This window comes from Pradoshia sp. Z6_59 (assembly GCF_058267515.1).
In genome coordinates this window covers 76,555-92,208 of sequence record NZ_JBZCPP010000003.1, presented here as the reverse complement: position 1 = coordinate 92,208, position 15,654 = coordinate 76,555, and the positions used below count along the sequence as shown (strand labels likewise).

Below are 15,654 nucleotides of genomic sequence, written 5' to 3'. Positions count from 1 at the left end.
ATTGGAGAAATTATTTATTTTCGATCCATTTATTAAATATCTCATCGTAAGTTCCGTTATCTTTAATTGTTTTTAGAGCTTTATTTAATTCATCCACTAATTCTGTATTTCCTTTTTTAACAGCGATTCCATATGGCTCTTCCGTAAATTGTCCGCCAACTAATTCATACGAAGGATCTTCATCAACCATTCCATACAGGATAGCATCATCCGTTGTTAAAGCATCTCCTTGTCCGGATTTAAGTGCTGTAAAAGCTTCTGCATAGTTTTCATATTGCAGAACTTCTGCATCCGGTGCTTTTTCAGCTATATTGATAGCAGAAGTAGAACCTTTAACAGCAAGAACTTTAGTACCTGCTTTTAAATCATCAATGCTTTTAATTTTGCTTCCCTTTTTGACAAGCAATGATTGACCTGCTTCAAAATAAACATCTGTGAAATCTACTTCTTTTTTACGTTCCTCTGTAATGGTCATAGTGGCAACAACAGCGTCAATCTTTCCATTCTGTAGCAGCGGCACACGCGTTTTAGAAGTCACTTCTACGAACTCTACTTTATTTTCATCCCCGATTACCTCTTTAGCCAGTGCTTTTGCAATGTCTATATCAAAGCCTTCTACTTTACCAGTGCTTGTATTTTTCAATCCAAACAAACGAGTATCATTTTTCACGCCAAATACGATTTTATCTTTATCCTTTATTTTTTCCAGACCGCTTTCAGACGATCCTCCGGTTGTTTCTTCTTTACTGCCGCAGGCTGCCAACATGAATACAGCAATGATTGAGAGTATTGATACCTTCCAAAACTTTTTTAATAACATTCTTTTTCCCCCTTATTAATGATTTAAAATACGGCTTAAGAACGAACGAGCCCTTTCTTCCTGTGGATTCGTAAAGAATTCAGCCGGTGTGGATTCTTCTAAGATTTTTCCTTCATCCATAAAGACAATACGATTAGCAACCTCTTTCGCAAAGCCCATTTCATGCGTGACGACTACCATTGTCATACCTTCCTTCGCCAGCGCTTTCATAACATCCAATACTTCACCAATCATCTCAGGATCGAGAGCGGAGGTTGGTTCATCAAAAAGCATAACTTCCGGATTCATCGCTAATCCTCTTGCAATAGCTACACGTTGTTGCTGCCCGCCGGAAAGCTGGGCAGGATATGCATTTGCCTTATCAGGAATCCCTACTTTTTCAAGATATAGTTTTGCGGTCTTTACAGCTTCCTCTTCAGATTTACCCAACACTTTCATAGGAGCCAATGTTATATTTTGAAGAACTGTTTTATGAGGATATAAATAAAAATGCTGAAATACCATACCGATATCACGACGAAGTTCGTTGATATTTGTCTTTTTATCCGTCACCGAAATACCATTTACTTTTAAAGTACCGCTATTAATCGCTTCGAGACGATTAATACATCTGAGCATCGTACTTTTACCTGATCCCGAAGGACCAATTACGACTACTACTTCTCCCTTTTCAATTTCTAGATTTATATCTTTTAGAACATGAAAATCACCAAAATACTTATTTACATGATCAAAGACAATCAAAATACTTCCCCCCTGCTGATATTTGCGGCAATATTTTATATTTTCTGATATTATATGGACTACTTAGAATTATATGTATATAAAGTTTGTCCGTCAATAAAATTAAAACAGCGATTTCCGTTTTTGGGATAATTTTACTGAGAAAAGGTCTATAAAATAACCTCCTATTATCATTGAAATATACTATTTTATTATCTGAAAATATGTTTAAGTACGTAGTGGTTTAATCATTCTAATAGAATTTATTGAAGTAGCAAATTCATCTCGTCTGGATGTAAAACTTGCTGTACTAAGAAGTATCATACTCTGAGGTAATAGAAATGTAGATCTAAAGATGTTTAAAAGGAATATTTCCTCCGATAAATGAAAAAGCAAAATAGGAACATGTTACTACATTTGTTCAATCCTATTTTACCTATATTTCATCATATAATTTAGATTTTACTGGTATTTTATAACATTATCAATCATATTTTTTAAAAATTAAAACATATTCTACTTAAACCAGCCTTTTTCTTTAAATCGAGAGATAGCTTCTATTCGATTATTGACGTCCAGTTTATCAAGTATGACAGAGATATAGTTTCGAACCGTCCCTGTTGTTATAAATAGTTGATTGGCAATTTCCTTCGTATTTTTCCCATCTGCAATTAAGCCCAAAACCTGTTGCTCACGTTCCGTGAGAGGGTTTTCCTCTTCATATATCATGTCAACCAGTTCTGGTGCATAAATACGTCGTCCATCTATAATAACCCTGATAGAGTTGGCCAGTTCTTCACTCGGACTGTCCTTTAACAGATACCCGCGTACATCCGCTTTTCGTGCCCTTTCAAAATAGCCTGACCTCGCAAAGGTTGTAAGTATAATTACTTTGCATGCGCTTCCTTTTAATTCTTCTGCGACATCGAGTCCACTTTTACCAGGCATTTCTATATCCATCACACAAACATCCGGCTTATGCTGTTTGATCATAGATATAGCTTCCTCTCCATTTTTCGCTTTACCAACCACCGTCATATCTGGTTCTAAATCTAACAATGCGCCTAGTGCACCAAGCAGCATTCTTTGATCTTCAGCTATTACGATTTTAATCATGCCATTACCTCCTGTTGAACGTTCCGCTCTATCAGTGGAATTTTAAAAATTAACTCTGTTCCTGAATTAACGCGAATATCAAGGCTTCCATTCACAAATTCAAGCCGCTCCCTCATTCCCTTTAAGCCATTCCCTTTACCCATTTCTTTTTCAACAATTCCTGTTCCATTATCCTGAATAATCATTGTTATTTCTGTATGCGTTTTTTTTATATCTAGTCTGCATTCATTGGCCCTGCTATGCTTCACGATATTAGTGATAGCTTCCTTTAAACACATGCTCAATACATTTTCCACAAGCAGCGGAATCTTCTGGATACTCTCTTCTCCTTCAACATAAAATTCCATTTGAGCAGCTCTCAGTATTTGCTTGATACGGATCAATTCATCCTCCATTTTGGTGCCTCTCATATCAGCTACAATTTCACGCACTTCTTTTAATGCTGTTCTTGCAGTCACTTGAATATCTTTCAATTCATTCTTTGCCTGCTCCGGATTTATTTGTACCAGCTTACCGGCCAAATCACTTTTCAGTCCGATCAACGAGAGTTTCTGACCAAGAATATCATGTAAGTCCCTTGCAATTCGCTGGCGTTCCTGAAGCTTAACTAAATCTGATATTTGTTTGTGAGCATCTTTCAGCTCAGCCTCCAGCCTTTCTCTTTTGTGAATATTATAGGAGCTCAGCGGCAGTAAAATGACACCAATTACACATATTAAAATAAAAGGAAATTGTGAAAAGAAGAGTGGATTCTGAGTAATGAATCCCCAATTAACCGTAATCACTGTGCCTCCAACATGAATACCATATAAAATAAAGAAACCTACCTTATTCTCAACAGTTCCAATATAATAAGCCAGAAAGAGTGAAAAATAAACAAATCCAAAAATTAATGACATAGCTATACAAATTGCCATTTGGATTCCTACCCAGAAATAAATAAATCCACCTTTTGAATTAGCTGAAATACGATTACTTATAAAAAATGACAGAATAAGAATGATTCCTAACACAATCATAAAAATGGATTTTGCATGAAAAATAAAATAGAAAGGGAGGATACTAAATACGAGCCAAATATATAGATTCAGTCCTTTATTAGTTGGGAATAACTGATTCAAAGCATTCAATTGTTGTCTCCCCCTTCATTAATTTTACTCCAGCATATACCAGTAAATAAAAAAAATACAGTAAATATACTGTATTTTTTTGTAACATCTAAATTATGACTTTGCCTTACCAGCACGACCATTTATGTCTTTAAAACTCACAAAGCCTTTACCTTTTTCATCCCATAGACGAAAACGGATTGCCTTTAAACTAGAAGATATCGTAATGGTTGTAGCTTGCTGCAAAGGAGCAGTCTCATTATGGACTTTTTCAAGATGATAATTTGGTACTCTTGGACTTAAATGATGAACATGATGAAAACCTATATTCCCTGTTACCCATTGAAGAACTCTTGGAAGCTTATAATAAGAGCTTCCGTCGATTGCCGCTTTTACATAGTCCCAATCTTTTTCTTCCTCAAAATATGAATCTTCAAATTGATGCTGTACATAAAATAACCAGATTCCCAGAGCACCTGCAATAAACAAGATCGGCAATTGAATTAATAAAAATTCCTTCCATCCGATTAGCAAGCACATAGACGCATAAATGACGACGATAGATAGATTGGTAATGTACGTGTTTATGCGTTCTTTTCTTCTGGCACCTTTACGATTGAAACGATTTGTAACTAAAAATAAATAGATTGGACCTAACCCAAACATGACAATTGGATTCCGATATAGTCGATATATTAACTTTTCCTTAAACGAGGCCATCTTGTATTCCTCGACAGTCATGATCCAAATATCTCCGGTTCCACGCTTATTCAAATTACTGCTTGTCGCATGGTGAATGGAATGACTTCTTTTCCATTGTTCATATGGAAACATAGTAATAACTCCAGTTATCGTCCCTAAAATGTCGTTCCATTTCCTGTTTTTAAAGAAGGATTGATGGCAGCAATCATGGAAGATAATAAACAATCTAATAACAAAACCGGATGTAAGTACCGCAAAAAACAATGTCAGCCAATACGAAATCTCCAGGCTTTGATAGGCAGCAAACCAAAGAAATAAAAATGGAATAAATGTATTTAGAATTTGTTTTACGCTTGATTTTGTATTCGCCTTTTCATAGGGAGCAATTTGTTTTCTTAAGGATATATTCTTCTCCTTGGACATTTAATTCACCTCTATAACAATATTTATTCTTAATGTTATAGAATAGTTCAACTCCAAACTAGTCATAAACGTCAATAGGTGAACATGACATATGTCATATACAAACATTTTAGAATAAACTGAATAATTCATTTGCAAATCATACAAAATTAAACTATAGTTAATGTAATCACTTACACAAAGGAGGAATGTATTATGGAAACTCAAATCATAAACATCGTTTCTGTCAATTTCATATCACAGCCCTCTGGTAAGGATGCATAAAATTCCTTTTATTTTAACATGATTGAATTTGCATATTTCCATGGGCTGTGTGCGGTCCATGGTTTTTTATTTGTCTGATCTGTCTATAACACAGAACCGACATGAAGGAGACCAACGTATTTTTTGGTCTCCTTTTTATTTTGCAATCAAAACAATCATTTGGAGGAATTTAAATTGAATTTAAAACAATTAGGCTGGAATCAACACTTTGAAGAAGCTTTCAAACAATATAGCAATAAAGAATACACAGTAGGCCGTGTAGCTTTAGAGCATAAAGGCATGTATCGTGTTTTCTCAGCAGATGGTAATCTTTTAGCTGAAGTTACAGGCAAAATGCGTCATGAAGCAAAGGAAAGCTCAGATTTTCCTGCAGTCGGTGATTGGGTTGCCATCACTTCCCGAAAAGAGGAGCAAAAAGCAACCATCCACGCCGTATTACCAAGAAAAAGTAAATTCTCAAGAAAGAAGGCTGGAGTGACTACTGAAGAGCAACTTGTCGCAGCCAATATCGATACCATTTTCTTAGTCAATGCACTTAATACCGATTTTAATATGCGCAGGCTGGAACGTTACTTATTAATGGCTTGGGAAAGCGGAGCAAATCCTGTCATTATTTTAAGCAAATCTGATTTATGTGATGATGTTGATCAAAAAATCAGAGAAGTAGAGGCAGTCGCATTAGGTGTACCCATTCATCCTATCAGTGCGGAAAATAGGATGGGTTTAGAGCAATTAGACCCTTATATCCAAGAAGGTAAGACGGTTGCTTTACTTGGTTCATCTGGTACCGGTAAATCAACATTAACAAATGTCCTTTATGGCGAAAGCATCCTGGAGGTTAAATCCATTCGGGAAGATGACGATAAAGGAAGACACACAACTACACACCGAGAACTAGTTATCCTTAATGGAGGAGGTATCATAATTGATACTCCTGGAATGAGGGAATTACAATTATGGGAAGCCGACGAGGGAATCAGTCATAGTTTCACTGATATAGAAGAATTAGCCGCACAATGTAAATTTACAGATTGTAAACACAAAACCGAACCAAGTTGCGCAGTACAGGAGGCACTATCCAATAAAACGCTGAGTAAAGAACGATTTGCCAGCTACCTAAAACTCCAACGCGAACTCGCCTACCTAAACCGAAAAGAAAACCAACGCGCCGCACTAGCGGAAAAAGCTAAATGGAAGAAGATAAAAAGATGAAGGGCCTTGCTCAGCTCCGACAAGCATAAGAGGAGTCACGTAGGGAGGCGCTCTTCCCTCCCGTAGTGGCTACACTTATGTCTCGAGGAGCTAGGCCCTGAATCTGGATTAAACAAAAGGCTGAAGGGCCTTGCTCAGGAGCGAGGAGCATAAGACAAAGGCATGAAGGGGATGGGTCTCCCCCGCAGTGCCTTTGCTTATGTCCCGAGCTCCTAGGCCCTGAAGCTGGATTAAAACAAAAGGCTGAAACGACTGGGTTAAGGATCGAAGACTAAATTCGCCACGTCCTGTGGCAACGTCTTCGTGACCTACATCCTGTAGGCCCGCGACAAGCATAAGACAAATACTCGAAGGGAGGGTTCTTCTCCCGCAGAGTATTTGCTTATGACTCGAGCTCCTAGGAGTTGAAGCTGGATTAAGCAAAAAGCCGAAACAACTGGATTATGGTACGAAGACTAAGTTTGCCGCATCCATGGCCCAAAGTACGCAAAATACTGCGTGCTTTTTCTTTTGTGTCCATCTATCTTTCCTGGCAAACTGAGTGAACTGCCCACTCAAATCAAACCTCTCTTATACAAACCCTCTTACATAAAAAAATTACAAAAATCTCCTCTCAGTGCAGAATATTCAATCATTTAACCAAAATATGTTAAAATCATCTTGATAAAATGATTATCCGTAAAAAGCTGAGACGACTGTTCAGGAGCGACAAGCATAAGACAAATACTCGAAGGGAATGGGTTAAAGAACAAAGACTAAAAACGCCACATCGTGTGGCAACGTCTTTGTGACCAACATCCTGTTGGCCTCCGTAGAGTATTTGCTTATGACTCGAGCTCCTAGGAGCCGAAGCTGGATTAAGGAAAAAGCTGAGACGGCTTGCCCAGAAGCGAGGAGCATAAGACAGGAGCTCGGAGGGAGGTGTCTTTCCCTCCTGTAGAGTTCATGCTTATGTCCTGAGCTTCTAGCCGTCGAAGCTAGATTAAAACGTATTTATAAGATAAAAGGCGGGCCTTTGTACAGAAAGAGGAGATTTAAATGAATAGTCCTATAGGAAGAAAAAAGCGGACAGAAAAATTATTAAAAGAGATGGGAATCCCAATAAATACACACTTACATACATTAGAAAGTGCAAATAGACTGCGCTTTAAAGAGATTGAACAGGTGATTGACCGAATTATTACCATCACTATAGTATCGGCTAAAGGCAGTGGTGCACCCGATGAAACGATTGACGAATTTTTAGAGAGTTACAATGCGAAAGAATTATTTTCTCCTGAGGAAAAAGAGTTTATTGAGAACGAAGAACCTGACCAGGACGAATATAACACCTACTCCTGGAAAATTGAATGTAACTCTGCCCTTTTATGGGCCATCAATCTGATACCCGATCTTCCATTCCCACATACTTTATCCGATGTAGAAACACTTTATGACCTTGTATTGCATTCTACTAAGGAAGAGCTATTGGAACGGGCTGCCTATCGAGACAAAAATGAAATACTGGATGCACTCGATCTTTTGTACAGACTTCATTGGGCTATTGCCGAAACTCGTATGAATAATAAAGAATTTCCAATTGAAATTAGTCCCGGTGTTGTTTACGAGAGAAGATATGCTCTAAATTGGATGATTAATATCTTGGATGAGGAATGGGACGATATATCAATGGATACAATCTAATCCTTAACTATATTCGATTAATTCAGATGGGGATTCCATGGCTTGCAGTTCGTCACTACTTGTTACGAACTTACCATATCCCCTCCATTTGGATGGAGGATTTGCCCCGACATATAGCTCGAATCATCTGATGCTAAAAATACATAGCTGGGGGCAATTTCAAATGGTTGGCCTGCTCGCTTCATCGGTACCTCAGGAGTTAATGTTCCAAAAGTCTTTACCTCTTCGGCTGAAAATGAGGACGGAATCAGTGGTGTCCAAATTGGTCCTGGAGCTACACCATTTACCCGAATCCCCTTTTTTATTAAAGAAAGAGAAAGCGAACGTGTAAATGTAACAACCGCACCCTTCGTTGCTGAATAATCCAATAGTTTAGGATGACCATTATATGCTGTGACGGAAGCCGTATTGATAATAGAAGACCCACGCTGGAGATGTGGCAGGACAGCCTTCACCATGAAAAAATAGGAATAAATATTCGTACGAAATGTTAAATCAAGTTGTTCCTCCGTAATATCCTCAATCCGTTTTTGAACAAACTGTACAGCATGATTATTTACCAAAATATCGATCTTTCCAAATTCGTCCAAACATTGACGAACGGCAGCCACTGACATATCCTCATGTATAAGATTTCCACATATAAGCAGGCATTTAACCCCCAGCTTCTCAATCCTTTCTTTTGTTTCCTCGGCATCTTCATGCTCATACAAATATACAATAGCAATATTCGCGCCCTCTTTCGCAAAGGCATAGGCGACCGCTCTGCCAATACCTGAATCTCCGCCTGTAATAAGAGCAGTCTTCCTCACCAGCTTTCCGCTCCCTTTGTAATATGGATTTTCAGATATAGGTCTGGGGGTCATTACATATTCCAAGCCCGGATGCTGGTTTTGATGTTGAGGAGGAAAAGCAATTGGCACATCCTTACAATACCTTTCCTTCCTTAAATGCTTATAGTATGGATACATATAATTCAGACCTCCCGAATTTTAGCCTCCCTACTATGCGTATAGCAGAAAAGCGTCCCATATGCGCCCTTAGGTTATATATTTATTAAAATAGATCATCAGGAGACGGGAGAATTCCTATAATTCCTTTAGCACATAAAAAGACACCCATTCTGGGCGCCCTTCATTTAAGTACTTTTTACGTTTTGGATGATAAATCCACTTTTTGGATAGGTTGGAATTCTGGTCTTACTGATTGTTAAGTCCTGTTCGGGTACTTCATAATCAATATCTTTTACTAGAAAATCAACAGTTGTTTGCAAAATCTTGACGGTCGCCCATTCCCCTGCACAACGGTGTCCCTTATCATAATCTCCTCCGCCTTGCGGAATAAAGGCAAATGGACTGTCCTTCCATTCTCTAAATCGCTCAACCTTAAATGTATCTGGATCATCCCAAAGATCAGGATGATGATTGGTTCCATATAGATCCAAAAGAACCAATGTTCCTTTTTTGAACGGATATTCATTCCAATAAAAGTCTTTGCGGATTCTGGCTCCTAAAAATGGTGCAAAAGGATAATAGCGACGTACTTCTTGTACAAACATTTTATTGTACACTTCATTATTGGTTTTCAATAATTTACGTACCTCCGGATAATCATGCATCGCTATAGCACAGAATACAACAAAATAACAATTAGCCACCACAGGTCGAATGATATTAATTAATTCGACCGCAGCCAATTCCGGTTCCAGCAATTCACCATTCAAATCACGATGATTAGCTATAATCGATAAAGCAGTACCTGGCTCAGCGCTTAGCTTCCCATCCCGTACTTGTCCAATAATATCAGCAACCCACTTATCTGAATCTCTTCTTGCCCATCTGCCTTTTTGGTATCTTGGACCCACTCCACCAATAGAATCGACTAAATTAAACATTTCTTCTGCTCTCTTTTTTACTTCCTTTTCTTTTATCGGAACCCCAGCCCACTCACAGGCGATCCTGTAGAGAACTTGTTTAGCCTCTTCCATTAAAATCACTTTTTTACTCTTTTCCCATATTGGGATAACCGACATCCATTGCTTTTTTGTGATTTCCTGGAGTTTGTCCAAACTTTGGTGTGTCATTATCGACATGAACATTCCTTTACGATGTCGGTGTTCTTCTTCATCCAGCGTTTGTACACCATTTTTACCAAAAAGAGATTTCTGAATTCTCATTGGAATTGCCGGTTTACGAATAAATCGATCTTCGTCATAAAAAGCTCTTCCAGCTTCCTCTCCTGACATGCAAATAACCTTCTGTCCCAGAAGGCGAGTCTGAAATATGTCTGAATTGAATTGTTTTCGCCTGTTAGAAATAAATTCATACCCTTCTGATAATAGGGTGAGGGTGTTATCAACGGTTTTTTCGCGAGGAATTTCTTTTATACCTTTCATATCAACAGCTCCTCATATATAGTCCATAATAAAACAGGATACCCCTCAGAACAGTATATAAACATAATATTCATGCAAGTCCTATCCGGTTCTTTATCAACTAACTACCTTAATAGAAATAAGACTTACGTATCCGTAAGTCTCTAATCATCTTTCAATATATACATGCTCAGAAAGTTCAAGTTTTAAATGTTTCGGTATAGGTTCTGTTTTCTGAGTCTCCAAATTAAAATTAACATATACTGCTGTCCCTTTGGCACAAACCTGACCATTCTGGTGAATCTCCTCATACAGCTCCAAGCTTGTATTCCCAATGCGTTTAACCCATGTGTAAACATCGACATTTGTACCGAAATATATTTGTCTACTATAATCTATATTCATATTTAGAATAATCATTTTCCAGTTCTGAAATGAGTGATCAGGAGTAAACAGTTTAAAAATCGGGTTCCTTGCTGCTTCAAACCAAATGGGAATCGTCGTATTATTAACATGGCCAATGCCATCTGTTTCAGAAACTCTCGGTTCGATTGTTTTCTTATACATACCGGCCTCCTGTCCTCCTACTCAAAGGCACTCCTTTATAGGCATGCTGATAAATGTTCAATATATCAGCCTTATTTAAAGGCAGCGGACTTCTGGCCAGCAGTCTTGTCTGTTTGTTCGCATCATCGGTCAATCCTACCAACGAAGCTTCCTTCACACCATATTCCTTCAATGTGACAGGCAATCCAACGTCCTCTATCAATTGATGAAACACCTCGAATGGCGACTGCTTTTCATCTCCCAGTATCGTTACTAGCTGATTCATTTTGTCCTGGCAATTTTCCTTTATATAGTCCATTACATAAGGCAGCAATACAGCGTTCGATTCCCCATGGGGCAGTTTGTATTGGCTTCCCAGTGGATACGCAAGTGCATGGACACCGGCTACACCTGCATTGTAAAAGGCCAAGCCAGCCAGATAACTCCCATGGCTCATTGCTGATCTTGCTTCCAGATTATCACCATTTTTTACAGCCCTGCGGATTGCCCCTCCAATAAGCTTAATGGCTTGAAGAGCAATTCCATCCGTCACATCATTCGCTTGGACTGAAAGATATGATTCTACTGCATGTGTCAAAGCATCCACACCGGTAGCAGCCGTAATTCGTCTTGGCACAGAAACCGTCAGCTTTGGATCGACAATTGCCAGATCAGACAACAAATACTTATGGGTAATGACATCTTTTGTTCCTTCAAGCGATAGCACGGCAATGTCCGTCACTTCACTTCCAGTCCCCGAGGTGGTCGGGATTAATATTTTTGGTTTCCCTTTATGGAGGATGGATTTTTCCCCATTTAAATTTAAGTAGTCGGCAACATCCCCTTCATTGTCAGATATGACCGCGGCCAGCTTAGCTAAATCCAATACCGATCCTCCGCCAATACCAACAATACAATCAAAATCTTCTCCTCTTGCAAACTCAACCAATCGTTGAGCACAAGCAAGCGTCGGCTCTGGCTCCACATCCGTGTAAATTTCAACTTTGTATTTTGATTGTAATGGAGTCACATAAGGTGTAAGCAATCCAATATCAAGTAATAATTGGTCAGTGATCAGCAGGATTTTATTAGTTTTCATAGATTGCAAACCTTCATCCAGTCTCTCCATTGAACCCCAGCCAATAAAAGTTTCCCCCGGAAACTTAATAGTAGACAACGCCATGACAACCTCCTTTTATCTATTAATAACTCATTTCTGAGAATCTAATGACTTCTTTTACATACTTCGTTATAAACGATCTATTTCCTGTTATTTTTTCCAACAATGACACCACTTTCTTCTAATTTAATATAAATTTTACATCTATTAGCTATTTTAATATGATAGAAGTAACTACATTCCCATCGATAAAAAAATAATGAGCCAAGGGTTTCAGGAGGTGAAGATACATGAAAATCAAGAAAGTCCTTAATAATAATGCCGCGATTGTCATGGATGAAAATCAGGAAAAAATCGCGCTTGGTCCTGGAATTGCATTTAATAAAGGGAAGAACGATATCATCAACAGGAATAAAATCGATAAATTGTTTGTTATCAAAAACAGTGACCATTTTGATCAGCTTTTACCCCAAATCCCCAATGAGCATATGATTCTAACACAGGAAATTATTCAGTATGCTGAGGATTGCCTTCACGTAAAATTAAATCCCCATATCTTTATTGCTCTCGCAGATCATCTTACGTTTGCGATTGAACGCCATGAAGATGGTATATTTATAAAAAATAAACTTATCCCCGAGATAAGAGTTTTATATAAAAAGGAGTTTGACATAGGCATTTGGGCAATCAATCATGTTAAGGAGAAAATAGGTATACAAATGCCCATAGATGAAGCTGCCTTTATCGCACTCCATCTGCATACGGCATCTATTCCATCTGGAAATTTGCAAGTTTCCTTACGTCAAACTTCTATTATTAATGAAATTGTTCAGATGATCCGGGACTATTTTTCTATCAGCTTAGATGAAACTGGACTTTCCTACGAGCGCTTAATAACTCATTTCCGCTATACCCTGTATAGAATCGATGAAAATCCTGAGCGAACAACAATGGATGAAGAGATGCTGCTCATGATAAGCAATAAGTTTCCTTCCTCCTATCATTGTGCTAAAACAATCGCAGAACATCTTTCTACACAGCATGGCATACATCTTCCTTCTGAGGAAATTGGGTATATTACCATTCATATTGAGAGATTGCAAGGCAGAAAGGGATGAATTTGTTATTCATGCTGATAGCTTAGACCCCTTCTCTCCCATGAATGAGCTTGTAATAATAAAAAAGCTCTTTCCATATTGACTGGAAGGAGCTTTCGCTTGAGTTACTTTAAATTATAGGCTGTTTTTAGATGCCTTCAAAAGATGAAGCAAAGGTGCCAATTTAATAGTAACCATTTGAAATTCTATAATTGTATCTTTCATTAAAGACGATAATGAACTAGTTCTTCACTATTTTTTTTAATTCATCAGCAACAAATTGAACATTTGTACCGACGATAACCTGCAGACTTTCCCTTCCGGTTATCTTAATACCAGGTACACCAGTCGATTTAATTTTATTTTGATCAACCGCATCCATGTTTTTGACTTCCAATCTAAGGCGAGTTGCACAATTATCAACAGAAACGATATTTTCTTTACCGCCCAATCCTGTATAAATCTCAGCAGCTAAACTGGCATATTTATTTTCAATAGAGGCCGCTGCAGCTTTCATCCCATTTGCCTCATTCTCCAATTCTTCTCCTCTTCCAGGGGTATTAAGATTAAATTTCACAATAATGAATCGGAACAAGAAATAATAAATGACTGCAAAAATTAATCCCTGGACAATCAGCATATAAGGCTGATTAGCGAGCGGTAATTGGAAACTTAGGAGAAAGTCTATCAATCCAGCACTGAATCCAAACCCCGCTGTCCAATGAAAAGTGGCGGCAACCGCCAGCGAAATTCCTGTCAATACAGCATGGACTAAGTATAATAATGGAGCTGCAAACATAAAAGCAAACTCAAGAGGTTCCGTCACACCTGTAAAAAATGCAGCAAAGCCTGCAGCAAGCATTAAGGAAGCAATCTGTTTCTTATGTTTTGTTTTCGCCGTATGGTACATAGCCAGTCCAGCAGCAGGTAACCCAAACATCATTACCGGGAAGAATCCGGCCTGATACATTCCAGTTACACCTTTCACACCTTCACCTTTCCAGAAGTTACTGATATCATTGATGCCCGCAACATCAAACCAGAATACTTGGTTTAACGCATGGTGTAAACCGGTTGGTATTAGTAATCGATTAAAGAATCCGTAAAGACCGGCACCTACGGCTCCCAATTTAGAGATACCTTCACCAAATGAAATCAGGGCTGTATAAACAGGAGGCCATACAAATAGTAGAACGAGAGAGACAACCAGCATAGTTAAGGCTGTCATAATCGGTACCAAACGTTTACCACTAAAGAAAGCCAATGCATCCGGAAGCTTGACATGGCTGAATCTGTTATACATGGAAGATGCTATAATACCTGATATGATTCCGACAAATGCATTTTTGATTTTATCAAAGCCTGGAGCTACATTTTCTACCTCAATCCCCTTTAACATCGCAACCGTCTCGGGTGCCAGCAAGGTTGTTACAACCAAAAAGGCGACTAAGCCACTTAAAGCAGCTGAACCATCCCGATCCTTTGACATTCCAAGCGCAACACCGACTGCAAACAGGATTGCAATATTGTCAATAATTGATGATCCGGCTTTGATTAAGAAGGCTGCCACAGGACTTTCAGCACCCCAGCCACCCGGGTCAATCCAATAACCAAGTCCCATCAAAATAGCAGCAGCAGGCAAAACTGCGACAGGCAACATTAACGAGCCGCCCAGCCTTTGTATATACTTCTTCACTTTACTCCCTCCGCTTCTTTTAATTAGTGAGCTAGACTACGCTTTCAAGCCATACATTTGACCAGATTTTGAAAACGTTTTCAAAATAATGCACTTTCCTAAAGTTCTCATCACCTCCTTTCATGTATAATAAAAAATAGTTTTAGATTGTCATAATAACCGTTTCACCTTGTGTACACGTTCCCTTACTGCCGTAGGTAATTTCCTTATCGCTATTCATCACTATAATTGGAGTAACCGTACTTTCAACTCGCTCCCCTAAATACGCCCAATCCACCTCTATCAACAATTGTCCAGCTCTCACCTGTTCTCCTTCTATAACGGAAGGCTGAAATCCTTCTCCATTTAAGGCAACGGTTTCAAGACCAATATGAATTAAGACCTCAATACCAGATTTACTGCGGATCGCAATGGCATGTTTGGTTGGAGCAATCATGATAACCTCTCCATTAAAAGGCGCATATACATCGCCGCCTGAAGGCTGAATTGCAATACCTTCTCCCATCATTTTTTGGCTGAATACTGGATCAGGAACCTCTTCAATTGAAATAACCGTACCATTTAATGGTGCCATCAAATTATTCTCTTTCTTCTTAAAAAAATTAAATGCCATTCTTAATTGCTCCTCTCTGTCTATAGATATGATTTGTATTTAGAAATTAATCTTCAAACTGTCCTATTGAACAAAAAAGGCATGGCGGAATTAGAAATAGGTTATTTCTAACCTATTACTTTACCACCATGCCTGAAGAGTATCAGTTACATGTGA

General features: G+C 38.4%; 14 protein-coding genes. 3 read left to right on the top strand and 11 right to left on the bottom strand.

Features of this window, described 5'->3' with window-relative positions; translation table 11 throughout:
* Window positions 1–10: 10 nt before the first annotated feature.
* The 5 genes from AC4D4B_RS04515 to desA all read right to left on the bottom strand — a co-directional run bounded on the left by AC4D4B_RS04515 (window position 11) and on the right by desA (window position 4,893).
* A complete protein-coding gene (locus tag AC4D4B_RS04515) occupies window positions 11–820 on the bottom strand; it encodes a transporter substrate-binding domain-containing protein (protein ID WP_490999265.1) in 810 nt (269 codons plus the stop codon).
* A gap of 15 nt (window positions 821–835) precedes the next feature.
* Window positions 836–1,564 carry an amino acid ABC transporter ATP-binding protein gene (locus AC4D4B_RS04510; protein ID WP_490994835.1) on the bottom strand — a complete coding sequence of 243 codons (729 nt, stop codon included), beginning with the start codon at window positions 1,562–1,564 and terminating at the stop codon, window positions 836–838.
* Window positions 1,565–2,059: 495 nt separating this feature from the next.
* The gene (locus tag AC4D4B_RS04505) at window positions 2,060–2,659 is read right to left on the bottom strand and encodes a response regulator (protein ID WP_490994836.1); all 600 of its coding nucleotides are present in this window, start codon (window positions 2,657–2,659) and stop codon (window positions 2,060–2,062) included.
* A complete protein-coding gene (locus AC4D4B_RS04500; protein ID WP_490999264.1) occupies window positions 2,656–3,789 on the bottom strand; it encodes a sensor histidine kinase in 1,134 nt (377 codons plus the stop codon). Before AC4D4B_RS04500 ends, AC4D4B_RS04505 begins: the two co-directional genes overlap by 4 nt.
* Before the next feature lie 93 nt (window positions 3,790–3,882).
* Window positions 3,883–4,893 (bottom strand): Delta(5) desaturase DesA, encoded by a 1,011-nt coding sequence (gene desA / locus AC4D4B_RS04495; RefSeq protein ID WP_490999263.1) that lies wholly within the window; start codon window positions 4,891–4,893, stop codon window positions 3,883–3,885.
* 438 nt (window positions 4,894–5,331) lie between these two features.
* Here desA and rsgA point away from each other — a divergent pair, with 438 nt between their 5' ends.
* A complete protein-coding gene (rsgA, locus tag AC4D4B_RS04490; RefSeq protein WP_490999365.1) occupies window positions 5,332–6,369 on the top strand; it encodes a ribosome small subunit-dependent GTPase A in 1,038 nt (345 codons plus the stop codon).
* Window positions 6,370–7,407: 1,038 nt separating this feature from the next.
* Window positions 7,408–8,052 carry a DUF4272 domain-containing protein gene (locus AC4D4B_RS04485; RefSeq protein WP_490999262.1) on the top strand — a complete coding sequence of 215 codons (645 nt, stop codon included), beginning with the start codon at window positions 7,408–7,410 and terminating at the stop codon, window positions 8,050–8,052.
* A gap of 62 nt (window positions 8,053–8,114) precedes the next feature.
* Here AC4D4B_RS04485 and AC4D4B_RS04480 read toward each other — a convergent pair whose 3' ends face one another.
* The 4 genes from AC4D4B_RS04480 to AC4D4B_RS04465 all read right to left on the bottom strand — a co-directional run bounded on the left by AC4D4B_RS04480 (window position 8,115) and on the right by AC4D4B_RS04465 (window position 12,155).
* On the bottom strand, window positions 8,115–9,023 hold the full coding sequence (locus AC4D4B_RS04480; protein ID WP_490999261.1) for an SDR family oxidoreductase: 909 nt from the start codon (window positions 9,021–9,023) through the stop codon (window positions 8,115–8,117).
* 167 nt (window positions 9,024–9,190) lie between these two features.
* The gene (gene cypC, locus AC4D4B_RS04475; protein ID WP_490999260.1) at window positions 9,191–10,447 is read right to left on the bottom strand and encodes a CYP152 family fatty-acid peroxygenase CypC; all 1,257 of its coding nucleotides are present in this window, start codon (window positions 10,445–10,447) and stop codon (window positions 9,191–9,193) included.
* A 147-nt stretch (window positions 10,448–10,594) separates the two neighbouring features.
* Entirely contained in the window at window positions 10,595–10,993 is a 399-nt protein-coding gene (locus AC4D4B_RS04470) for an acyl-CoA thioesterase (RefSeq protein WP_490999259.1), read from the bottom strand.
* The gene (locus AC4D4B_RS04465; protein WP_490999258.1) at window positions 10,986–12,155 is read right to left on the bottom strand and encodes an iron-containing alcohol dehydrogenase; all 1,170 of its coding nucleotides are present in this window, start codon (window positions 12,153–12,155) and stop codon (window positions 10,986–10,988) included. The genes AC4D4B_RS04470 and AC4D4B_RS04465 overlap by 8 nt, the downstream gene beginning before the upstream one ends.
* A 227-nt stretch (window positions 12,156–12,382) precedes the next feature.
* Here AC4D4B_RS04465 and AC4D4B_RS04460 point away from each other — a divergent pair, with 227 nt between their 5' ends.
* Entirely contained in the window at window positions 12,383–13,210 is an 828-nt protein-coding gene (locus AC4D4B_RS04460; RefSeq protein WP_490994845.1) for a PRD domain-containing protein, read from the top strand.
* 220 nt (window positions 13,211–13,430) lie between these two features.
* On the opposite strand, the gene nagE is transcribed toward AC4D4B_RS04460, so the two are convergent.
* Together nagE and AC4D4B_RS04450 are read right to left on the bottom strand one after the other, a co-directional pair.
* Window positions 13,431–14,885 (bottom strand): N-acetylglucosamine-specific PTS transporter subunit IIBC, encoded by a 1,455-nt coding sequence (gene nagE / locus AC4D4B_RS04455; protein WP_490994846.1) that lies wholly within the window; start codon window positions 14,883–14,885, stop codon window positions 13,431–13,433.
* Window positions 14,886–15,027: 142 nt separating this feature from the next.
* Window positions 15,028–15,498 (bottom strand): PTS sugar transporter subunit IIA, encoded by a 471-nt coding sequence (locus tag AC4D4B_RS04450; RefSeq protein WP_490999257.1) that lies wholly within the window; start codon window positions 15,496–15,498, stop codon window positions 15,028–15,030.
* Between the last annotated feature and the right edge of the window lie 156 nt (window positions 15,499–15,654).